This window comes from Streptomyces sp. NPDC006326, assembly GCF_040612915.1.
Classification (GTDB): Bacteria; Actinomycetota; Actinomycetes; order Streptomycetales; family Streptomycetaceae; genus Streptomyces.
This window is the reverse complement of sequence record NZ_JBEXRC010000034.1, coordinates 37,342-58,072: the sequence shown is the minus strand read 5'-3', so window position 1 is coordinate 58,072 and position 20,731 is coordinate 37,342. Positions and strand designations below refer to the sequence as shown.

The 20,731-nt window shown below is 72.9% G+C and carries 18 protein-coding genes; 11 read left to right on the top strand and 7 right to left on the bottom strand.

Annotated features, from left to right (window positions below; translation table 11 throughout):
- Positions 1 to 2: 2 nt before the first annotated feature.
- The 8 genes from ABZ128_RS24410 to ABZ128_RS24375 all read left to right on the top strand — a co-directional run bounded on the left by ABZ128_RS24410 (position 3) and on the right by ABZ128_RS24375 (position 10,190).
- Entirely contained in the window at positions 3 to 2,408 is a 2,406-nt protein-coding gene (locus ABZ128_RS24410; RefSeq protein ID WP_356850921.1) for a xanthine dehydrogenase family protein molybdopterin-binding subunit, read from the top strand.
- On the top strand, positions 2,405 to 3,244 hold the full coding sequence (locus ABZ128_RS24405; protein ID WP_356850920.1) for an FAD binding domain-containing protein: 840 nt from the start codon (positions 2,405 to 2,407) through the stop codon (positions 3,242 to 3,244). The genes ABZ128_RS24410 and ABZ128_RS24405 overlap by 4 nt, the downstream gene beginning before the upstream one ends.
- A gap of 35 nt (positions 3,245 to 3,279) precedes the next feature.
- Positions 3,280 to 4,539 carry an MFS transporter gene (locus tag ABZ128_RS24400; RefSeq protein WP_356850919.1) on the top strand — a complete coding sequence of 420 codons (1,260 nt, stop codon included), beginning with the start codon at positions 3,280 to 3,282 and terminating at the stop codon, positions 4,537 to 4,539.
- Positions 4,536 to 6,032, top strand: a complete 1,497-nt coding sequence (locus tag ABZ128_RS24395; RefSeq protein WP_356850918.1) for an ATP-binding protein — start codon at positions 4,536 to 4,538, stop codon at positions 6,030 to 6,032. The genes ABZ128_RS24400 and ABZ128_RS24395 overlap by 4 nt, the downstream gene beginning before the upstream one ends.
- A gap of 11 nt (positions 6,033 to 6,043) precedes the next feature.
- On the top strand, positions 6,044 to 6,385 hold the full coding sequence (locus ABZ128_RS24390) for a nuclear transport factor 2 family protein (protein ID WP_356850917.1): 342 nt from the start codon (positions 6,044 to 6,046) through the stop codon (positions 6,383 to 6,385).
- Between the two features lie 83 nt (positions 6,386 to 6,468).
- Positions 6,469 to 7,116: a TMEM175 family protein gene (locus ABZ128_RS24385; protein ID WP_356850916.1), complete on the top strand. Its 648-nt coding sequence runs from the start codon at positions 6,469 to 6,471 to the stop codon at positions 7,114 to 7,116.
- Positions 7,117 to 7,187: 71 nt separating this feature from the next.
- Positions 7,188 to 8,483 carry a transposase gene (locus ABZ128_RS24380; RefSeq protein ID WP_356850915.1) on the top strand — a complete coding sequence of 432 codons (1,296 nt, stop codon included), beginning with the start codon at positions 7,188 to 7,190 and terminating at the stop codon, positions 8,481 to 8,483.
- A gap of 198 nt (positions 8,484 to 8,681) precedes the next feature.
- Positions 8,682 to 10,190: a GuaB1 family IMP dehydrogenase-related protein gene (locus ABZ128_RS24375; protein ID WP_356850914.1), complete on the top strand. Its 1,509-nt coding sequence runs from the start codon at positions 8,682 to 8,684 to the stop codon at positions 10,188 to 10,190.
- Positions 10,191 to 10,333: 143 nt separating this feature from the next.
- On the opposite strand, the gene ABZ128_RS24370 is transcribed toward ABZ128_RS24375, so the two are convergent.
- Entirely contained in the window at positions 10,334 to 11,569 is a 1,236-nt protein-coding gene (locus ABZ128_RS24370) for a histidine kinase (RefSeq protein WP_356850913.1), read from the bottom strand.
- Positions 11,566 to 13,332 carry a cation acetate symporter gene (locus ABZ128_RS24365; RefSeq protein ID WP_356850912.1) on the bottom strand — a complete coding sequence of 589 codons (1,767 nt, stop codon included), beginning with the start codon at positions 13,330 to 13,332 and terminating at the stop codon, positions 11,566 to 11,568. The genes ABZ128_RS24370 and ABZ128_RS24365 overlap by 4 nt, the downstream gene beginning before the upstream one ends.
- A 278-nt stretch (positions 13,333 to 13,610) precedes the next feature.
- Between ABZ128_RS24365 and ABZ128_RS24360 the strand changes: the two genes are divergently transcribed.
- Entirely contained in the window at positions 13,611 to 14,333 is a 723-nt protein-coding gene (locus tag ABZ128_RS24360; RefSeq protein ID WP_356850911.1) for a hypothetical protein, read from the top strand.
- A gap of 27 nt (positions 14,334 to 14,360) precedes the next feature.
- Here the strand turns inward: ABZ128_RS24360 and ABZ128_RS24355 are convergent, their stop codons facing one another.
- The 4 genes from ABZ128_RS24355 to ABZ128_RS24340 all read right to left on the bottom strand — a co-directional run bounded on the left by ABZ128_RS24355 (position 14,361) and on the right by ABZ128_RS24340 (position 17,868).
- Positions 14,361 to 14,636 carry a hypothetical protein gene (locus ABZ128_RS24355; protein WP_356850910.1) on the bottom strand — a complete coding sequence of 92 codons (276 nt, stop codon included), beginning with the start codon at positions 14,634 to 14,636 and terminating at the stop codon, positions 14,361 to 14,363.
- 160 nt (positions 14,637 to 14,796) lie between these two features.
- Positions 14,797 to 15,612: a LytTR family DNA-binding domain-containing protein gene (locus ABZ128_RS24350; protein WP_356850909.1), complete on the bottom strand. Its 816-nt coding sequence runs from the start codon at positions 15,610 to 15,612 to the stop codon at positions 14,797 to 14,799.
- Between the two features lie 134 nt (positions 15,613 to 15,746).
- Entirely contained in the window at positions 15,747 to 16,709 is a 963-nt protein-coding gene (locus ABZ128_RS24345; RefSeq protein ID WP_356850951.1) for an SCO0930 family lipoprotein, read from the bottom strand.
- Between the two features lie 127 nt (positions 16,710 to 16,836).
- Positions 16,837 to 17,868, bottom strand: coding sequence for a GDSL-type esterase/lipase family protein (locus ABZ128_RS24340; RefSeq protein ID WP_356850908.1), 1,032 nt, complete (start codon positions 17,866 to 17,868; stop codon positions 16,837 to 16,839).
- A gap of 443 nt (positions 17,869 to 18,311) precedes the next feature.
- Between ABZ128_RS24340 and ABZ128_RS24335 the strand changes: the two genes are divergently transcribed.
- Both ABZ128_RS24335 and ABZ128_RS24330 read left to right on the top strand, forming a co-directional pair.
- Positions 18,312 to 19,784: an amino acid permease gene (locus ABZ128_RS24335; RefSeq protein WP_356850907.1), complete on the top strand. Its 1,473-nt coding sequence runs from the start codon at positions 18,312 to 18,314 to the stop codon at positions 19,782 to 19,784.
- 10 nt (positions 19,785 to 19,794) lie between these two features.
- Positions 19,795 to 20,250, top strand: a complete 456-nt coding sequence (locus tag ABZ128_RS24330; RefSeq protein ID WP_007262967.1) for an Lrp/AsnC family transcriptional regulator — start codon at positions 19,795 to 19,797, stop codon at positions 20,248 to 20,250.
- Here ABZ128_RS24330 and ABZ128_RS24325 read toward each other — a convergent pair.
- On the bottom strand, positions 20,247 to 20,600 hold the full coding sequence (locus ABZ128_RS24325; RefSeq protein WP_356850906.1) for a WhiB family transcriptional regulator: 354 nt from the start codon (positions 20,598 to 20,600) through the stop codon (positions 20,247 to 20,249). The genes ABZ128_RS24330 and ABZ128_RS24325 overlap by 4 nt on opposite strands.
- Positions 20,601 to 20,731: the final 131 nt, after the last annotated feature.

Sequence of the window (20,731 nt, the reverse complement as noted above, 5' to 3'; positions counted from 1 at the left end):
CCATGACCGCAGTGACGGGGGAGAGCGCCCTCCCCGGATCCGGCGTGCTCGGACAGCCGCTGGACAGCCGCGAGGACCCGCAGCTGCTGCGCGGCGAGGCGAAGTACGTCGCCGACATCGACCTGCCGGGCACCGCCCACATGGCCATCCTCGGCAGCCCGGTGGCCCACGCGAAGATCCTCTCCATCGAGACCAAGGCCGCCGCACAGCTGCCCGGCGTCCTGAAGGTGGCCACCGCCGCCGACTTCACCGACGTCATGCCGCTGCCCTGCATCTGGATACCCGGCGGCGTCGAGAGCCACTTCCCGCCGCACCCCTACGGACTCCCCGGCGCCCGCCCGGTCCTCACCGGCGACACCGTCCGCCACGTCGGCGACCCGATCGCCGTGGTCGTGGCCGAGACCCCGCGCCAGGCCGCCGCCGCGCTGGCCGCCATCGCCGTCGAGTACGAGCCGCTGCCCGTGGTCACCCGGGCCGACGAGGCCCTCGCCGAAGGCGCGCCCCAGCTGCACGAGGCCGTGCCCGGAAACCTCAACGCGTACTGGACCTGCGGCGACAAGGACCGCACCGACGCGGCCATCGCCGAGGCCGAGGTCACCGTGGAACTGGACCTCGTCAACCAGCGGACCATCAACAGCCCCATCGAGCCGCGCGGCGCGGTCGGCGACTACAACGCCGCCACCGGCGAATACACGCTCTACGCCTCCACCCAGGGCCCCCACAACCACCGCTTCCTGCTCTCCGCCCTGGTCCTCGGCATCCCCTTCAACAAGCTGCGCGTCATCGCCCCGACCGTCGGCGGCAGCTTCGGCACCAAGGGCTACCTCTACCCCGACATGGCCCTGGTCCTGCTGCTCTCCAAGGCGCTCGGCCGCCCCGTGAAATGGGTGGACACCCGCACCGGACTGATGAACTCCACCGTCCAGGGCCGCGACCACCGCCAGCACGTCACCCTCGCCGGCACCCGCGACGGCCGCATCACCGCCGTGCGCTGCACCAGCTACGCCAACCTCGGCGCCTACCCCTCCACCATCGGCCCCGGCGTCGCCACCGCCCTGATGGGACGCTCCATCAGCGGCATGTACGACATCCCCGCCGCCTTCTGCGAGGTCTACGCCGCCTTCACCAACACCGTCTCCCTGGGAGCCCAGCGCGGCAGCGGACGCGCCGAGGCCGCGTTCCTGATGGAGCGCCTCGTCGACCGGTACGCCGGCGAGATCGGCATGGACCCGGCGGCCGTACGGCGCAAGAACCTGGTGCCGAAGGAGAAGTTCCCGTACGACAACGGCCTCGGCTGGACCTACGACTCCGGGGACTACCAGCTCAACTTCGACAAGGCCCTGGAGCTGTCGGGCTACGCCGACATGCCCGCCCGCAAGGCCGAGGCCCGCACCCGCGGCAAGCGCCTCGGCGTGGGCCTGGCCACCTACGTCGCCATCTGCGGCGTCGGCCCCTCCACCCGGATGTCCCAGGAGGGCATGCTCGGCGGCACCTGGGAGAGCGCGAACATCCGCGTCCACCCCACCGGCGAGGTCACGGTCACCGTCGGCTCCGCCTCCACCGGCCAGAGCCACGGCACCGTCTTCGCCCAGGTCGCCGCCGACGAGCTCGGCATCGACCCCGCGCAGGTGCAGGTCCTGGAGGGGGACACCCTGAAGGCCCCGTACGGGCAGGGCACCTACGGCTCGCGCTCCTACAGCATGGCCGCCCCCGCGGTCGCCCTCACCGCCCGCAAGATCAAGGACAAGCTGGTCAAGGCCGGCGCGGTCTTCCTCGGCATCCCCGAAGACAAGGTCGTCTACGCGGGCGGCGGGGTCCACGAAGAGGGCAACGAGGAGAACGCCAAGACCTTCGCAGAGCTGGCGATGGCCATGTGGTACGGCTGGGGGCTGCCCCCGGAGATCGAGCCCGCCCTCGACGAGACCACCCACTTCGACCCGCCCGACTTCAACTACCCCTTCGGCAGCCACGTCGCCGTCGTCGAGATCGACGAACTCACCGGGGAGACCGAGGTGGTGGCCTACACGGCCGTCGACGACGCCGGGAACATCGGCAACCCGAAGATCGTCCTCGGCCAGATCGAGGGCAGCATCGTGCACGGACTCGGCCAGGCACTGCTGGAGGCCGCCGAATACGACGAACAGGGCCGGCTCGTCACCTGCGACCTGACCCGGTACGCCCTGCCGCGCGCCGCCGACGTGCCGTTCTTCACGCTCGACAGGACCGTCACGCCCAGCCCGCACAACCCGCTCGGCGCCAAGGGCGCCGGCGAGATCGCCACCGTGCCGCCCGCCGCGGCCGTCGTCAACGCCGTCGTCGACGCCCTCTCCGACCTCGGGGTCCGGCACATCGACATGCCGCTCACCCCCGAGAAGGTCTGGCGCCGCATGCGAGGAGAGGCCCAGTGATCCTCACCGACTTCGACTACGTCCGGCCGGTCGGCCTCGAAGAGGCGCTGACCCTGCTGTCCGGCAGCCGGGGCGCCCGGGTGCTGGCCGGCGGCCAGAGCCTGCTGCCCGGCCTGCGCACCGGGGAGACCGTGTTCGACGGGGAGGACGCGCCGCTGCTGGTCGACGTACGCCACCTGGAGGAGCTGCGGGGGGTCGAGCGGACCCCCGACGGGCTCCGGATCGGCGCCCTCACCACCCTCGCCGAACTGGCCGCCCACCCGCTGGTGCTGGCCGAGGCCCCGGAGCTGGCCGCGGCGGCCCGGGCCAACGGCGACCCCCAGGTCCGCAACCTCGGCACCGCCGGCGGCAACCTGGCCGTCGCGGGCCGCGCCACCGACCTGCCCGTGGCGGCCATCGCCGCCGACGGCCTGGTCGAACTGGCCGGCCCCGGCGGGCGCTCCACCGTCACCGCCGAGGACCTCGCCACCACCGGGGTGCCCGCCAAGGCCGTGATCACCGCCCTGCTGGTGCCGGCCGCGGGGCGGGCCGCCGCCTTCGAGAAGACCGCCGACCGGGCCACCCGCTACCCGGTGTGCGCCGCGGCCGTACGGATCACCCCCGGCGGGCCGCGCATCGCCGTCACCGGGGCCACCGCCCGTGCGCTGCGGCTGCGCGGCGTCGAGGACCGGCTGCGCGGGGGCCCGTACACGACGGAGGCCGTGCTCGCGGCCTTCCGAGCCGAGCCGCGGGAGCTGTTCGTCCCGGGGCGCGGCACCTCGGCCGAGTACCTCGGCCATCTCGCGGGGGTGCTGACCGCCCGCGCGCTGCAGAGGGCAGACCAGGCCCTCGCCTGACCGCCCACGAGGGGGAGTTGACGTCAGTGGCCGACATGTCCAGGACGACCACGGGGGTACCGCCGCACCCGGCCGCCCGGCCGGCCGCCACCCCCAGAGGCTCCGGCTTCTGGGTGGTGGGGGCGGTCCTCGTCCTGCTGATGCTCTCCTCCTCCGTACCGTCCGCCCTCTACGTGCTCTACCAGCAGAGATGGGGTCTGTCCTCCGGTACCGTCACGGTGGTCTTCGCCCTGTACGCCGTCACCGTGCTCCTCGGGCTGCTGCTGTTCGGCTCCCTGTCGGACACCCTGGGCCGGCGCCCCGTCCTCGGCACCGGCCTCATCCTGGCCATCGTCTCCATGGGGCTGTTCGCCGGGGCCGGGGGGCTCGGCCTGCTGCTCGCCGCCCGGGCCGTGCAGGGCCTCGCGGTGGGCCTCGCCACCGGGGCGATGGGGGCCGCGCTGCTCGAACTGTCACCCCGCTCCCGGCCCGCGCTGGGCGCCCAGGTCAACAGCGCGGGACCCACCGTGGGGATCGGGCTCGGCGGGATCGGAGCCGGGCTGCTCGTCCAGTACGCCCCCGCCCCGACCGTACTCAGCTACCTGCTGCTGGTCGCGGCCTTCGCGGTCGCACTGGTGGGGGTGGTCCGGATGCCGGAGAGCGCTCCCGTCGGCGCCCCCGACGGCCGCCGGCGGATGCGGATCGCCGTCCACCGGATCAGCGTGCCGGCCGCCGTCCGCGGCCGGTTCGCCGTCCTCGTCCTGACCATCGTGGCCGTCTGGTCCGTCGGCGGCTTCTACCTCTCGCTCGGACCGCACCTGGCCCTGTCCCTGCTCCGGAGCACCAACTACCTGGTCGGCGGGGCCACCGTCGCCCTGCTCGCGGGCGCCGCCACCGCCGCCCAGCTGCTGCTGGGCCGTACCGCGCCGCTGCGCACCGCCGTACTCGGGCTGTGCGGGCTGCTGGCCGGCCTCGGGCTGGTGCTGCTCGCCCTGGGCCTGGGGTCGGCCGCCGTGTTCCTGGCGGGCACCGCCGTCCTCGGCGGCGGCTGGGGCGCGGCCTTCCTGGGCTCCTTCCGGGCGCTGAGCGCGCTCGCCGAACCGGCGCACCGCGGGGAACTGACCGCCGCCGTCTACGTGTTCGCGTACCTCGCCATGAGCGTGCCGGCGGTGCTCGCCGGAATGCTCACCAACATCCACGGGCTGCACCGCACCTCGGTCGGCTTCATGGCCGCCGTCGCCGCCGTCTGCGCGCTGGCCCTGCTGGTCACGCTGCGGCTGGCCGCCCGCACCCGGTCCGAAGGGAGTACGGCATGAACGCTGGGGATGCGGGCCTCGACCTGCGGTCGGCGCTGCGCGGTCTGGAGATCTTCGCCGGGCTCACCGAGGACCAGCTCGACTGGCTGGTCTCGGTCTCCGAGCCCCGGGTGCTTGCCGACGGGGAGGTCCTCTTCCGCGACGGGGAGGAGGCCACCGGCTTCCACGTCCTGCTCTCGGGCGGGCTGGTCGTCACCAAGGTCGTCGACGGCCGGGAGGAGGTGCTCACCCGGCACTCCACCGAGGAGGAGAGCGCGGCCGCCGAGGACCACGACGGCAAGCCCTCCGCCGCCCACCGGTTCACCGGCGAGCTGCCCCTGCTGACGGACGGGTCCTACGTGGCCACCGCCGCGGCCAGCGGCCCCGCGACCACCGTCGTGGCCTACCCGAAGCCGGTGTTCTTCGAGATGCTGACCCGCTGCCACGGGGTGGCGGCCGTGCTGATCCCGGTGCTGGCCTGGCGGATCAAGTCCTCGGAGGTCCAGGCTCGCAAGCGGGCCACCGTCGAGGCGCTCGGCACCCTGGCGGCGGGCCTGGCCCACGAGCTGAACAACCCGGCGGCGGCCGTCGCCCGGGCGGCCCAGGAACTGGCGCCCGCCCTGGACCGGCTGACCCGGACCGCCCACGCCTGGGGCGCCGCCGCGACGGGCGCGGAGCGCTCCGTACTCGACCGGCTGGGCGAGGAACTGGACAAGCTGCCGCCGCCGGCGACCACGGACCCGCTGGCCCAGGCCGACGCCGAGGAGGAGATCACCGACTGGGCCGAGGAGGCGGGCACCGAACGGCCCGGACTGCTCGGCTCGGGGATCTCGGACCTCGGGCTGGAGCTGGGCTGGCTGCAGGAGCGGCTGGAAGGGATCGGCGAGGCGGCCCTGCCCGCCGCCCTGGACCACCTGGCGGCCCTGCTGGAGGTCCGCTCGCTGGCGGCGGAGCTGCGCGCGGCCGGGCCCAGGATCTCCCAACTGGTCGCCGCCACCCGGGATTACGCCAATCTCGACCGCGCGCCCGAACAGCGCTTCCCGGTGACCGACGGACTGGAGAACACGCTGGTCGTGCTGCGTGCCAAGCTCTCCGGCATCACCATCGTCCGTGCGTACGAGCCCGGCCTGCCCGAACTGACGGGCTACCCGAGCGAGTTGAACCAGGTGTGGACCAACCTGGTCGACAACGCCGCCGAGGCCATGGAAGGCGCCGGCACGCTCACCCTGCGCGTCCGCGCCGAGGGGGCCTGCCTGGTCGTGGAGATCACCGACACCGGGCGGGGCATCCCCGAGGAGTCCCTGCCGCGGATCTTCGAACCGTTCTACACCACCAAGGACGTCGGGAAGGGCACGGGTCTCGGGCTGCACCTCAGCTACCGCATCGTGACCCAGCGCCACCACGGGTCGATCACGGCCCGCTCGCGTCCCGGGGAGACCCGGATGGTGGTCCGGCTGCCGCTCTCCGCGGCCGCCGCCTGCGCCGAACCACCCGCCGAACCCACCACCCGTTGAGAGGGAGTCAGATGGCCACGTACGACATCTCCACGCTGCACCCGGTCTTCGTCCGCCAGATGGAGGCGCTGGCCGCCCTGGACATCGAGGCGGTCATGAAGAACTACACCGACGACGCCGTGCTCCTGCGCTTCGAGGGGGCCTCGGTCGGGATCGACGCCGTCCGCGAGACCTTCACCGGCTACCTGACGCTGAAGCCGGCCCTGGTGGAGCTCCAGGAGTACATCGAGACCGAGGACACGATCTTCTACCGGGCGATCATGAATCTGAACGGTGAACCGGAGCACGCGTTCGGGACACTCGTGGTCCGCGATGGCCGGATCTGGCGCCAGACCGCCGGGTTCGGCAGCTGATCAAGAATATCTGGGTAGCGTGTGCGGGGAGGGCGGAGTCAGCGCCCTCCCTGCTCGTGCAAGTGGAATCCGAAGGGGAGGTCATGGAACGGGAAACCGGGCGGATCGAAGCATTCAGTGACGGTGTATTCGCCATCGTCATCACGATTCTCGTCCTGGAACTGAAGGTTCCGGAGGAAACGGGATCGGACTTCTGGCACGGGGTCCGGGAACAGTGGCCGCACTACGCGGCGTACGTGGTCAGTTTCCTCATCATCGGTGTGATGTGGGTGAACCACCACACCATCTTCAGTCACCTCAAGCGGGTGGACCGCCCGCTGTTGTTCCTGAATCTCCTGGTGCTGATGGTGGTTTCCGTGATTCCGTACACCACCACCGTGCTCGCGGAGCACCTCGTGGAGGAGGGCGGCTCCGCCAACGCCGCGGCGGTCCTCTACAGTTCCATCACCGTCCTCTACGCCTTGGCGTTCCTGGCCTTCTGGTGGTACGTCACCCGGGTCGGCCACCTGTTCCACGAACGGGTGGACCGGGAGGGCGCCCGCGCCACCCGGGTACGCTTCGGCCTGGGCGCCGTCGCCTACCCGCTGACGGTCGTCCTGTCCTTCTTCTCAGCGCCCCTCACGCTCGCCGCGCACTTCCTCATCGCGCTCTACTATGCGGCGAACCAGATCCCGATCCCCCTCGTGGTAGAGGAAGAGCGGCTCGAAACTGCGAGCGACCTCAGGAAGTAGCTGCGGGGCCCTACGGCCGTTTCGCGCGGTCAAGTAGGGTATTGGATCTAGTGGTCGCGGGGGAGGCCCGGATGGTGCGCGTAGTTCTGCCGGAGGAATCCACCAAGGAAATCTCCGAATTGATCGACATGCTGATCTCTCTCTTCTTCGAGTCCTTACCCAGGCGGGACCAGCGAAACTGGGCCCGCGTATATCTCAACGGCCTGGTGAGGACCAACGGGAAGAAAACAATCCGTAACATCGCCGGAACAGGCGCCAGCTCGGTCGAACAGAGTCTGCAGCAGTTCATCAGCAAGTCCCCGTGGGACTGGACGCCCGTACGCCGCTCGCTCGCCCAGTACCTCGAACGCACCGCCCAGCGCCCGCTGGCCTGGGTCGTCCAGCCCATGGTCATCGAGAAGGCGGGAGACCGCTCCGTCGGCGTCGGCCGCCAGTTCGTCCCCCAGCTCGGCCGGACCGCCAACTGCCAGCAGTCCAGCGGGATCTGGCTCGCCTCCAGCGAAGCCAGCTTCCCCGTCGAATGGACCCTCACCCTGCCCGGGCCGTGGACCAGTGAACTGCTGCGCCGCCGGCGGGCCGGCATCCCGGACACCGCCCGCTCGCTGACCCCCGTCCAGGACGCCGTGCACGCCGTCCAGCGCATGGCGGCCTCCTGGCAGCTCCAGCGCCGGCCGGTGGTCATGGAGGTCGCCAACACCGACATCGCCCAGAGCATCGAGTCCTTCGCCTTCCAGGACATCCCCTTCGTCTTCAAGGTCGACGGCTCGCTGCCCGTCGCCTTCGGCGGAGCAGGCCGGCAACGTCCCGGACCGCACATCGCACCCGCCCGCGAGCTGATCGACTCCCTGCGCTCGCAGCGCCGGGTCGTCGAATGGACCCGGCACGGCCGAGCCGAGGGAGCAGTGACCCTGCTGACCTCGGCCGCCATCCTCGCCACCCCCACCGAGGACCGGCCCGCCCCCGTTCCGCCGACCCCGCTGCTGCTCATGGGTGCCTGGACCGAAGCGGCCCTGCTGCCCTCCGAGTTCTGGATCACCAACATCGGCGACCGGCCCCTGGCCCAGCTGTTCCTGCTCGCCAAACTCACCGACCGGGTGTCCCTCGACTTCACCGAGACCTGCGAACCCGTAGGCATCCGTGATTTCGAGGGCCGCTCCTTCCGTGGCTGGCACCACCACGCCACGCTCGCGAGCGTCGCCCACGCGTCGATGCTGCTGACCGCCCGCGGCCGGGCCCCCGAGGGCTACCCCGGTCCCGCCCGCCCCACCACCGCGGCAGCGCCCATGACCCGGCCCGCCACCCCGCCGCGGCTGCCGCCGCGCCCGCTGATCCCCGGGCAGAGCCCGAGACGCGAGTACATCCGCTGACCAGCCGGCGGAACGGACGGGCCTCGCCGCGCCGGGGAGCAGACGGCCCCGGTGCCGGCACGGGTGCCGGCGCGGCGCCTCCACCGCCGGTCTGCTCCTCCCGTCCTCCCGCTCCCGGCCATCCGTAGGAACAGACCACCGGGCCCGGTATGTCCTGGACGATCAGCCGGGGCGGCATTGATGCCGGGCCGTGGGAGAATGAAGTACGTGCGTTTCCTCGGCTGCCCTGTCCGAGGCACTCCGATCGACTGGGAAGTTCTGCACGTGCGTTTCCTCAATGACCAGAAGCCGCCGTACGACCTGACGTACGACGATGTGTTCATGGTGCCGAGCCGCTCCGCGGTGGGTTCCCGCCAGGGCGTCGACCTCTCCTCGCCCGACGGCACCGGCACCACCATTCCGCTCGTCGTGGCGAACATGACCGCCATCGCGGGACGCCGGATGGCCGAGACCGTCGCCCGCCGCGGCGGCATCGTGGTCATCCCGCAGGACATCCCGATCGATGTCGTCACCGACGTCATCTCCTGGGTGAAGACCCGCCACCTCGTGCTCGACACCCCGATCACGCTGGCGCCCACCCAGACCGTCGCCGACGCCCTGTCCCTGCTGCCCAAGCGGGCCCACGGCGCCGGTGTCGTCGTCGACGGCGACGGCCGCCCGGTCGGCGTCGTCACCGACCACGACCTGACCGGCGTGGACCGCTTCACCCAGCTCTCCGAGGTCATGTCGAAGGAGCTCCTGCTCATCGACGCCGACATCGACCCCCGCGAGGCCTTCAACAAGCTCGACGCCGGCCACCGCAAGCTGGCCCCGGCCGTCGACAAGGACGGCAAGCTCGTCGGCATCCTGACCCGCAAGGGCGCCCTGCGCGCGACCCTCTACACCCCGGCCACCGATGCGGGGGGCAAGCTGCGCATCGCCGCCGCCGTCGGCATCAACGGCGACTTCGTGGGCAAGGCCAAGCAGCTGCTGGACGCCGGCGTGGACACGCTCGTCATCGACACGGCCCACGGCCACCAGGAGTCGATGATCAACGCGATCAAGGCCGTCCGCGCGCTGGACCCGCAGGTCCCGATCGTCGCCGGCAACATCGTCGCCGCCGAGGGCGTCAAGGACCTGATCGACGCCGGCGCCGACATCATCAAGGTCGGTGTGGGCCCGGGCGCCATGTGCACCACCCGCATGATGACCGGCGTGGGCCGCCCGCAGTTCTCCGCGGTGCTGGAGTGCGCCGCCGAGGCGAAGAAGTACGGCAAGCACGTGTGGGCCGACGGCGGTGTCCGCCACCCGCGCGACGTGGCGATGGCGCTGGCCGCCGGCGCGTCGAACGTGATGATCGGCTCCTGGTTCGCCGGGACCTACGAGTCCCCGGGCGACCTCCAGCAGTCCGCCGACGGCCGGTTCTACAAGGAGTCCTTCGGCATGGCGTCCGCGCGCGCCGTGCAGAACCGCACGTCGGAGGAGTCCGCGTACGACCGGGCCCGCAAGGGGCTCTTCGAGGAGGGCATCTCCACCTCGCGGATGTTCCTGGACCCGGCCCGTCCCGGCGTCGAGGACCTGATCGACTCGATCATCGCCGGTGTCCGCTCCTCCTGCACCTACGCGGGTGCCGGCTCCCTCGCGGAGTTCGAGGAGAAGGCCGTGGTCGGCGTCCAGTCGGCAGCCGGCTACGCCGAGGGCAAGCCGCTGCACGCCAGCTGGAGCTAGTCCCCGTCCGAAGCCCTTCCCGTGGCCCCCGGCCGTCCCCCGCGGACGGCCGGGGGCCACGGGCGTACCGGGGGCCACGGGCGTACCGGGGCCACGGGCCGCACCCGGACTGCCCGTGTCCGGCCCCTCACGCTCGGTTCGGCTCAGTGCGGGGGCACTCCTTCACCCGGCGGTGCGCTGTGGACACCCGCACGGTACTTGGGGATCCGCAGGGTGACCTTCATGCCCGCGCCGACCCCCGTCTCGATCACCGGGCCGTACGCGTCCCCGTACACCTGCCGGATCCGCTCGTCGACGTTCGTCAGCCCTATCCCGGAGGACGAACCGGCGCGTTCCCCCGCCAGGATCCGGCGCAGCAGGCCCGGGTCCATCCCGACCCCGTTGTCCTCGACGGTGATCACCGCCTCCGCGCCCGCGTCCCGGGCGGCGATGGTGACCCGGCACTCCTCCGTGGAGTCCTCCAGTCCGTGCTTGACGGCGTTCTCGACCAGCGGCTGCAGGCACAGGAACGGCAGCGCCACCGGCAGCACCTCGGGAGCCACCTGCAAGGTCACCTTCAGCCGGTCCCCGAACCGCGCCCCGGCCAGGGCGAGGTACTGCTCGACGGAGCGCAGCTCCTCGGCGAGGGTGGTGAAGTCGCCGTGCCGCCGGAAGGAGTAGCGGGTGAAATCGGCGAACTCCAGCAGCAGATCGCGCGCCCGCTCCGGATCGGTGCGCACGAACGAGGCGATCGCGGCCAGCGAGTTGAAGATGAAGTGCGGGGAGATCTGCGCCCGCAACGCCTTGATCTCCGCCTCCATCAGCCGGGTCCGCGAGCGGTCCAGCTCGGACAGCTCCAACTGGACGGAGACCCAGCGGGCCACCTCCGTGGCGGCCCGCACCAGCACGGCCGACTCCCGCGAGCCGTAGGCGACCAGGGCGCCCAGCACCCCGTCCTCGCCGGTGAGCGGGGCCACCACCGCCCACTTCAGCGGGCAGTCGGGCCGGTGGCACTCGGTCCGGACGCTCTGGCTGCGTCCCGAGTCCAGCATCACGGCGACCCGGGCCATCGCCCGGCGCTGGTGGTGATCGGCGCCGGGCCCGTCCCAGGCCAGCACCGACTGCCGGTCGGTGAGGCACAGGGCCTCGGTGCCCAGCAGGGAGCGCAGCCGCCGGGCGGCCTTGCGGGCGGCGTCCTCGGTGAGCCCGGCGCGCAGCGGGGGAGCGGCCAGCGAGGCGGTGTGCAGGGTGTGGAAGGTGGCGCGCTCCACCGGGGTCCCCAGGTCCATGCCGGTCGCCCGTTCGCCGCTGCGGGCCTGCCACCGGCCGCCCGCCCAGCCCAGGCCCAGCAACAGGACCGCACCCGCCACCGCAAGGACCGCGAGCACCGCTCCGGTCATGGAGCACCGCCCGCGCCCCGGGCTGCGGCCCCGGTCTCCCGCAGCCGCAGGGCCTCCGGCAGATGCAGCCGGGCCAGCGTCGCCGCCGTCCCCGCCGGGATCCGCGACCGGGTGGCCAGCGACACCAGCACCATGGTCAGGAACCCCAGCGGCACCGACCAGGCCGCGGGCCAGGCCAGCAGCGTGTGCGCCCACCCCGCCGGGGCCAGCCCGGCCCGGGTCGCCAGCACCGCTCCCAGCGCCGCCCCGCCGCCCGTCACCAGCCCGGCCACCGCGCCCGGCGGGGTCAGCCCGCGCCACCAGATGCCCAGCACCAGCAGCGGGCAGAACGACGAGGCCGACACGGCGAAGGCCAGCCCCACCGCGTCCGCCACCGGCACGTCCGTCAGCGCCACGCTCCCGGCCAGCGGCACCAGCATCGCCACCAGCACCGCGAAGCGGAACGTCCGCAGCCCGCGGGTCCGCGGCCCGCGCCTCGGCAGCACGTCCTGGTGCAGCACGCCCGCCACCGCCATGGTCAGCCCCGAGGCCGTCGACAGGAACGCGGCGAACGCGCCCCCCGCCAGCAGCGCCCCCAGCAGCTCGCCGAGCACCCCGCCCAGCATCCGCTCCGGCAGCACCAGCACCGCCGCGTCCGCGTCCCCGGTCAGGGCGAGCTCCGGCGCGTACGTCCGCCCGAGCACCCCGTACACCGGCGGCAGCAGGTAGAAGAAGCCGAGCAGGCCGAGCACCACCAGCGTGGTGCGCCGCGCGGCCGGACCGTTCGGGCTCGTGTAGAAGCGCACCGCGACATGGGGCAGGCCCATCGTGCCGAGGAAGGTGGCCAGAACCAGCCCGTACGTCGCGTACAGCCCGAGCGCCGGGCGGTTCCCGTCCAGCGGCTCGGACCAGCTGGACACCCCCGGCGCGGTCGCCGGCCGGGTCTCGGGGACCCGGGTGGCGGGGGCGAACTCCAGCCGCGCACGCGCCCGTACGAGGTGCTGGCCGGACTCCAGCCTCACCGGGGCCCCCGCATACGTCCGCCCGTCCACCTGGCCCGTCACGGTCATGGTCAGCGGTGCGTCCAGCGAGAGCCGTACGTCCTCGGCGAGCGTGACGGCGGTGTGCTCGCGGAACACCGCGGGGGCGTCGAAGGAGGCGCGCGGCGCGCCGTCCCCGGCCCAGGCCGCCAGCAGGAAGAAGGCCGGCACCAGCAGGGCGGTGAGCTTGAGCCAGTACTGGAAGGCCTGCACGAAGGTGATGCTCCGCATGCCGCCGGCCGCCACGGCCGCGGTCACCACGAAGGCGACGACCACCCCGCCGGCCCAGTGCGGGGCCCCGGTCAGGATCTCCAGCGTCAGCCCCGCGCCCTGCAACTGCGGGAGCAGGTACAGCCAGCCGACGCCGACCACGAACAGCACCGCGATCCGCCGCACCGCCTGCGACTCCAGGCGGGCCTCGGCGAAATCGGGCAGCGTGTACGCCCCCGAGCGCCGCAGCGGGGCGGCGACCAGGGCCAGCAGCACCAGGTATCCGGCGGTGTACCCGACGGGGTACCAGAGCATCCCGGGCCCCTGGAGCAGCACCAGTCCGGCCACCCCCAGGAAGGAGGCGGCGGACAGGTACTCCCCGCTGATCGCCGCCGCGTTGAGCCGCGGGCCGACGGTGCGGGAGGCGACGTAGAAGTCGGAGGTGGTCCGCGATATCCGCAGTCCCAGCGCCCCCACCAGCACCGTGACCAGGACGACGACGGTGACCGCGGTCAGCGCGTACGTCTGGTTCACCGGAGGGTCCTTCGGCAGGGGAGAGGAGGTACCGGAGTCTAAGCGCGCCCGCGGGCCGGCAACAGGCGTGATCCGGCGTGATCCGGCGAGGCGCGGGGCGGGATACGGCGTGCTCCGGCGGGATGCGGGACGCTCCGGCGGGATGGGGCGTGCTCCGGCGAATGCGGCGGGATGCGGGCGGGGATGCGGCGGAACCCCTGCGTCACCCCGCGGGCCCGCGGCAGACTCGTGAGGATCCGTCAGGCCGTGTCCGCGCCACCCCACCCCTGGAGCAGCCGGTGTCCTCGCAGGAGATCCCCATCACGCTCACCCCCCAGCAGGCCGCCTCCGGTGTGGTCATCACCCTGCCCCTGTCCACCGGCCCCGCCCACCTGCGCATACCGCCGGCCCGGGACGGCGACCTCGTCCGCGCCCGCATCGGCGACACGGAGGTCCTGCTGCGGGTCACGGTGTCCGCGGGCGCGGGCGCGGGCGCGGCGCGGCCCGCCGGGCCGGGGGCCTCCGGTGCCAAGGGGTGCCTGTTGGTGCTCGGCATCGCCGCGGCCGTCATCGTCGGGCTGGTCCTCTTCAACAGCGGGGACGACGACAAGAGCACCGCCACCCCGAAGCCCAGTCCCTCGGCCCGCTCCTGGTCGCCCGCCCCGGCCCCGGCCGGCACGGCGGCGCACACCCCGGCCGACACGGCGACCGGCCCGGGCACCGAGCCCGCTGCCGGTCCGTCCGAAGCCGCCCCCAGCCCCTTCGACCGGGGCACCTGCCTCAACGGACAGCTGCCCGACTCGACGACCGCGCAGCGCGTCACGGGAGTGCGCGAGGTCTCCTGCTCGGCGGACGACGCGCACTACCGGGTGATCGAGAGCATCCCGCTGACCTCCGACCTCAACCGCTGCGAGGACAACCCCAAGACGCAGTACGCCTTCTCGTACCGCTACACCCGGGGCGGGATCACGCTCAACGAGTACGTCTACTGCCTGGTCGGCCTCGGCTCCTACGCCCGCTGAGGACCGCCCGCCCGTCCGGCCGGAGCCTCACCGGGCCGGGTCGCGGTGCTCCGCGCAGTCCCTGAGGGCGATCTCCAGCTCCACGTACGAGTCCTCCGCCCGCCGGAACGCCAGCGTCAGCGCCGCCTCCGCCCGGGGCGGCAGCTGCCGCCGGGCGCCCTCGTTCGCCTCGTACAGGACCTCCGCCCAGCGTGCGGCCGCACTGCGCAGCCGGGCGAGCAGCGCCTCGGCCTCGGCGGGACCGGCCGGCCGGCTCCGTGGCAGTGCGGCCAGCGCGTCGAGCAGCGCCTGGATCTCGGCCATCTCGTGCTCCTCCCGCCCCTGCCGCTCCACGATAGGCGCGGCCCGCGGCCTCCGCGGGCCCTGCGGGAGCCCCTGCGACCGGCGGCGCCGGGAGATCGCCGTACGCCCCGTGCTGTGCGACGAACGGTGTCTGCGCACGCCGGACGGTCGGCGGATCCGGTCAGCCGGTGGCCTGGCGCATCAGCAGCTCCCGCAGCTGCCGTGCGTGGCGTCGGCTGACCTGGAGCTCCGCCGGACCCACCCGGACGCTCGTGGTGCCGGCGTCGAGGCGGAGCTCGTCGATCCGGCCGAGCGCCACCAGGTGGCGGCGGTGGATCCGGACGAAGCCGCGCGCCGCCCAGCGTTCCTCCAGCGTGGACAGAGGGATGCGGACCAGGTGGCTGCCCCCGTCGGTGTGCAGCCGGGCGTAGTCCCCCTGGGCCTCGACGTACGCGATGTCGGCGATCGCCACGAAGCGGGTCACCCCGCCCAGCTCCACGGCGATCTGGTCCGGCGCCCGCTCGGCGGCGGCCGGCTCGGGGGCGGCGGGCCGCCGCTGCACCGGCACGGCGGGGCCGGCGGGCTCCGGGGCCCGCTCCGCGGCCCGCCCGAGCTGGGCGCACGCCCGCCGGACGGCCTCCGCCAGCCGCTCGGGGCGGACCGGCTTGAGCACGTAGTCCACGGCCTTCAGGTCGAAGGCCTGCACGGCGAAGCCCTCGTGGGCGGTGACGAACACGATCAGCGGCGGCAGCGCGAACCCCGCCAGCAGCCGGGCGATGTCCAGGCCGGTCAGTCCGGCCATGTGGATGTCGAGGAAGACCACGTCGATGCCGTCGGGGCCGTCCGGGCCGCTCTCCAGGGCCCGGGTGATGCGGCGCAGGGCCTCGGTCGCGTCCGAGGCGCCCTCCGCGCTGAGCACCCGGGGGTCGGAGCGCAGCAGGTAGAGGAGTTCCTCAAGGAGCGGCTTCTCGTCGTCGACGGCCAGTACGCGCAGCATGCGAGGGAGTCTAGGGAGGACAGGCGCCCGGGGGAACGGTGCGCGGCCCCTGCCCGGGGGGAGGGGGAGGCAGGGGCCGCGCGGTTCGGAAGCGGGGGGAGGACGGGCGGGGGAGGCGGACGGGGGAGGGCGGATCAGGAGGTGGTGATCAGCTTGCCGTCGGGGGAGACGGCGTACCAGGTGCCGCCGACGCCCTGCCCGTTGATGTCGCCGGCCTTCTTGTCACCGGTGAAGGTGTAGACGGGCCAGCAGTCGATCGCCTGCTGCTTCTTGCCGTCGGGGCGGTCCAGGACGGAGAAGCCCTTCTCCACGATGCCCTTGGCGTCGGCCTTGTCCACCGGGGGCACCACCGGCCACTTGGCCACGCAGTCGCCGGTGCAGTTGGAGGCCATCGGCCAGGCGGTGTCCTTCTTGAACCGGTAGACGGTCATCCCGTTGCCGTCGACGATGTGATCGCCGAGCTTGGGGTCCTTGGCCACGGTCAGGGCGCCCGTGGCCTGGCCCGCACCGGCGGGCGCGGCCGCCGCCTTCGCCGCCTTCTTCCCGTCGGCCCCGAAGGCGAACCAGGTGCCGCCCACGCCCTGCCCGTTCACATCGCCCGCCTTGGTGTCCTTGGCGAAGCGGTACACCGGCCAGCCCGCCACGGTCAGCTGCTTGCTGCCGTCGCCGCGGACCACCTCGCCCAGCAGCGCCGGGTCCATCCCCGCGGCGGCGGTCGCGTCACCTGCGGCCACCACCGGCCAGGCGGTGGCGCAGTCCCCTTCGCAGTTCGACTTCGGCGGCTTGGCGGTGTCCTTGTCGAAGCGGTAGAGGGTGAGGCCGGCGCTGTCGGTGAGCACCGGGCCGACCGTGTCGTTCTGGGCGACGGCCAGCTGTCCGGCGGGCTTCGCACCGGAGCCTGCGGGGTTCGCACCGGAGCCCGAGGCGGAGCCCGCGCCGTAGTCGGACCCGTAGCCGGAGCCGGAGGCGGGAGCCGGGGCGGCGGCGCCGGCCGGCTTGGCGGCGCCGGCCCCGGTGTCGTCCCCGCCGCAGGCCGTCGCGGTCAGTGCGACGGCAACGGCCACGGCTGCCAGGGTGGTTCCGCGCTTGATGCCCATCTTGATCTCTCCCACGTGTGGTGTCCTTCGTCTCCGCCGCCCCGCCGGAGCGGTGCGCCGGCAGCTTGCGAAGGACACGGTGTGTGTGGGGCGTTGTGTTCACGAAGGGCGGTGTGGGCTGTTTCACTCACCCCGCGGCGAACCCGGCCCGCCGCAGAGCCGTGGCCACAGCGAGGCCGAGGACCTGGTGTCCGCTGTCGTTGGGGTGCAGGCCGTCCGCCAGGTGCTCGGGGCCCAGCAGGTCGTGGCCGGGCAGCAGGACCAGCCGGCCGTCCCCGGCGGCGATCCGGTCCCGGGCCGCCCGCTCCATGGCGTCGCGCAGGGCGCCCAGGGTGGCGCCCAGCCGGTTCGGGGTGCGCTCGGCGTCCGGCCGCAGGACGGGGGAGAGGAGCAGCAGCGGGGTGCGCGGGTGGCCGTGGCGGACCAGGTCGAGGAAGGCGCGGGTGGTCTCGTACATCAGCGGCGCCGAAAACGGCACGCGCGACCAGCAGTTGGTGCCGAAGGCGAGGGTGAGGACGTCGGCGGGCAGGGCCGCGAGCTGCTCGGCGGTGGCGAGTTCGCCGCGCGCGGCGCCGGCGTAGCCGAGGTTGACCGTGTCCCAGCCGAGCGCCCGGCCGGTGACCGCGGGCCAGCCGTGGGCCGGCCGGGTGGACCACCAGCCCTCGGTGATCGAGTCGCCGTGCACCACCCAGCGCGGGGCGGGCGGGGCGGGGACGAGGGCGCCGCCGACCGCGCGCAGGCCGAGGATCAGCGGGGACTGGGCCTCGGGCGGGTGGAGGGTGAAGGGTCCGGGGCCCCCGGGGAGCTCGATGCGTACGACAGCCTCCTCGGCCGGCTCGGTCCACACCTCCCGGACCACCCCGTGGCGGTCCCACAGCGCGAAGCCGTGCGCCAGGTCACGCAGGGCGTCGGTGGGCCCGGGAACGGTCGCCCGGTAGCGGACCTCCACCGCGTGCGCCCCCTCGGCCCTGAACTCCAGCCGGACCCCGATGGGCAGCGTGGCCCGCTCGCCGGTGTCCCAGGGCAGCCGCATGGTGTCCGCCGGGTCGGCCCGTACCGGGCGTCCCCGGTCCAGCCAGGCGACCCCGCGCAGGAACGGCGCCGGGTCCAGCCAGGGCGTGGTGTACGGCGCGTGCCGGGCGGTGTCCTCGGTGGTCACTGCTCGCCTCCGATCGTGGGATGGGGGGAACCTGACGCCTACCCCGCCGTCCGGCGACGGAGCACGGCCCGGGGCCACCGCGTTCACCCGTACCTCGCGCGGACGGGGAGCACGTCCGGATCCATGGCGGCACGCTGCGGCAGAACTGACGAGGTGTCAAGAAAGGGGGTGAGAGGCTCCTGCGCACTGATCGAACATCGGCGCGCAACAAACGGCCATCCCGGACAGATCCGTGCAACGATCGTGCGCCAATGTGCAAGGATGGTGCATTACGGGCAGTATCACTCAGCTCGTAGGCTCACCCCCTGTACGTGGAGTGGCGCAGACCGCCTGCTCGGCGGTCCCCCATGCCCAGACGGGCTCACCCCCGTCTGCCAACTGCTCCGGACCGCTGCGGTCGACGCCCGAACCGTCCCCATCCGCAGTGTCAAAGGAGTCCCCTCGTGCTCGATCAGGGCCAGGCACCCCCGCTCTCCCCGGAGACGCGCAAGCCCGTGAACCCGCTGCTGCGCCGCAAGCCCGTCGAGCGGCTCGTCGCCGAGGGCGGCCAGGGCGAGGGCGGCACCCTGCGCCGCTCGCTCACCATGTGGCAGCTGACGATGATCAGCATCGGTGCCACCCTGGGCACCGGCATCTTCGTCGTCCTCGGCACCGCCGCTCCCAAGGCCGGCCCGGCCGTGACGATCTCCTTCGTGATCGCGGGCCTGACCGCCCTGTTCTCGGCCCTCTCCTACGCCGAGCTGGCCGGCTCCGTCCCGGTCTCGGGCTCCTCGTACTCGTACGCGTACGCCACCATGGGCGAGCTCATCGCCTGGGTCTGCGGCTGGTGCCTGGTCCTGGAGTACGCCGTCTCCGTCGCGGCCGTCGCCGTCGGCTGGGGCCAGTACCTCAACGAGTTCCTCGACGGGACCATCGGCGTCACCGTCCCCGAGTCGGTCTCCGCGCCGCTGGGTGAGGGCGGGTTCATCAACCTGCCGGCCCTGATCGTGGTCCTGCTCTCGATGGTCTTCCTGATGCGCGGCGCCAAGGAGAGCGCCACCGTCAACTCGATCATGGTCGGCGTGAAGATCGTCACCCTGCTGCTCTTCATCGGCATCGGCGTCATGGGCATCAAGGCCGGCAACTACACCCCGCTGGCCCCGCTCGGCGTCACCGGCATCAGCGCCGCCGCCTCCACCCTCTTCTTCTCGTACATCGGCTTCGACGCCGCCTCCACCGCCGGTGAGGAGGCCAAGGACCCGAAGAAGGACCTGCCGCGCGCGATCATGCTGTCGCTGGCCATCGTCACCGTCCTCTACGTGCTCGTCGCCTTCGTCGCCGTCGGCGCCATGCCCTGGCAGGACTTCGAGGGCACCGAGGCCGCGCTCGCCCAGATCATGACCGACGTCACCGGCACCAGCGTCTGGGGCGTCGTCCTCGCCGCCGGCGCCATCGTCGCGATCTTCTCCGTCGTCTTCGCCGTCCTCTACGGCCAGACCCGCATCCTCTTCGCGATGTCCCGCGACGGCCTCGTCCCCAAGGTCTTCGCCAAGGTCGACGAGAAGACCGGCGCCCCCCGCGCCAACGTGGTGATCGTCTCCCTCTTCTGCGGCGTCCTCGCCGCCTTCATCCCGCTGGGCAAGCTCGCCGACGCCACCAGCATCGGCACCCTCTTCGCCTTCGGCCTGGTCAACGTCGCCGTCGTCATCCTGCGCCGCACCAAGCCCGACATGCCGCGCACCTTCAAGGTGGCGCTCTTCCCGGTCACCCCGATCCTGGGCGCCCTCGCCTGCGGCTACATGATGTTCGAGCTCGATACCGCCACGTGGATGGTCTTCGGTGGCTGGATGATCGTGGGCCTCGTGTTCTACTTCCTGTACGGCATCCGCCGCTCCCGTCTGGCCACGGAAGAAGAAGTGGCCACAGCAGAGAAGTGATCCACCCGCAGTGCGACTGAACGATCTCGACGAACGCATCGTGCACGCCCTCGCCGAGGACGCCCGCCGCTCCTATGCGGACATCGGCTCCGAGGTCGGCCTCTCGGCGCCCGCCGTGAAGCGGCGCGTGGACCGGCTGCGGGCGGAGGGAGCCATCACCGGCTTCACCGTCCGGGTCGACCCTGCCGCCATGGGCTGGGAGACCGAGGGCTTCATCGAGATCTACTGCCGCCACAACACCTCGCCCGACGACATCCGGCGAGGTCTGGAGCGCTACCCCGAGGTGGTGTCCGCGTCGACCGTCACCGGCGACGCGGACGCCCTCGTCCAGGTCTTCGCCTCCGACATGCGGCACTTCGAGCGGGTACTGGAACGCATCGCGGGCGAGCCGTTCGTGGAGCGCACCAAATCGGTGCTCGTCCTCTCCCCCCTCCTCCGCCGCTTCACCTCGGGCGCCCCGGCCTAGCCCCGCGCCCCCGCAGTGACGTGCGCGGCCTCGGCGGAGGCGCGGCTTATCAGGGTGCGGCGCTCCTGCTCGGTGCAGGTGCGGCTGAGCAGCGTACGGCGCTCCTCCTCCGTCAGCCCGCCCCACACCCCGAAGGGCTCCCGGGTCCGCAGGGCGTGCTCCAGGCACGCGGCGCGGACCGGGCAGACCGCGCAGACCCGCTTCGCGGCCTGGTCCCGGTCCTCCCGCTCCTCACCCCGCTCCCCGGCCGGATGGTAGAATCGCCCCGGCCCCAGTTCCCGGCAGGCCGCACGCAGCTGCCACTGCCAGTGATGGGCCGCGGAGCCGGGCAGGCGAGAGACATCGGTCATGGCAGTTCCCTTCTGTGTCAACGGGGGGACGCCCCGCGTGTGACCGCTCCACGCGCCGCCAAACGTCAGCCTGACCCGACCCATGACCGAGGGGGGTGAGGCGCAATGCCTCACCCCCCTCAGTCGCTTGC

Coding starts and splice junctions, on each gene's coding strand:
- ABZ128_RS24385 (WP_356850916.1), top strand. CDS start 6,469: ATGGAACGGGAAACCGGGCGGATCGAAGCATTCAGTGACGGTGTATTC.
- ABZ128_RS24370 (WP_356850913.1), bottom strand. CDS start 11,569: ATGACCGGAGCGGTGCTCGCGGTCCTTGCGGTGGCGGGTGCGGTCCTG.
- ABZ128_RS24345 (WP_356850951.1), bottom strand. CDS start 16,709: ATGGGCATCAAGCGCGGAACCACCCTGGCAGCCGTGGCCGTTGCCGTC.
- ABZ128_RS24355 (WP_356850910.1), bottom strand. CDS start 14,636: ATGGCCGAGATCCAGGCGCTGCTCGACGCGCTGGCCGCACTGCCACGG.
- ABZ128_RS24325 (WP_356850906.1), bottom strand. CDS start 20,600: ATGACCGATGTCTCTCGCCTGCCCGGCTCCGCGGCCCATCACTGGCAG.
- ABZ128_RS24395 (WP_356850918.1), top strand. CDS start 4,536: ATGAACGCTGGGGATGCGGGCCTCGACCTGCGGTCGGCGCTGCGCGGT.
- ABZ128_RS24380 (WP_356850915.1), top strand. CDS start 7,188: ATGGTGCGCGTAGTTCTGCCGGAGGAATCCACCAAGGAAATCTCCGAA.
- ABZ128_RS24400 (WP_356850919.1), top strand. CDS start 3,280: ATGTCCAGGACGACCACGGGGGTACCGCCGCACCCGGCCGCCCGGCCG.
- ABZ128_RS24350 (WP_356850909.1), bottom strand. CDS start 15,612: ATGCTGCGCGTACTGGCCGTCGACGACGAGAAGCCGCTCCTTGAGGAA.
- ABZ128_RS24375 (WP_356850914.1), top strand. CDS start 8,682: ATGAAGTACGTGCGTTTCCTCGGCTGCCCTGTCCGAGGCACTCCGATC.
- ABZ128_RS24390 (WP_356850917.1), top strand. CDS start 6,044: ATGGCCACGTACGACATCTCCACGCTGCACCCGGTCTTCGTCCGCCAG.
- ABZ128_RS24410 (WP_356850921.1), top strand. CDS start 3: ATGACCGCAGTGACGGGGGAGAGCGCCCTCCCCGGATCCGGCGTGCTC.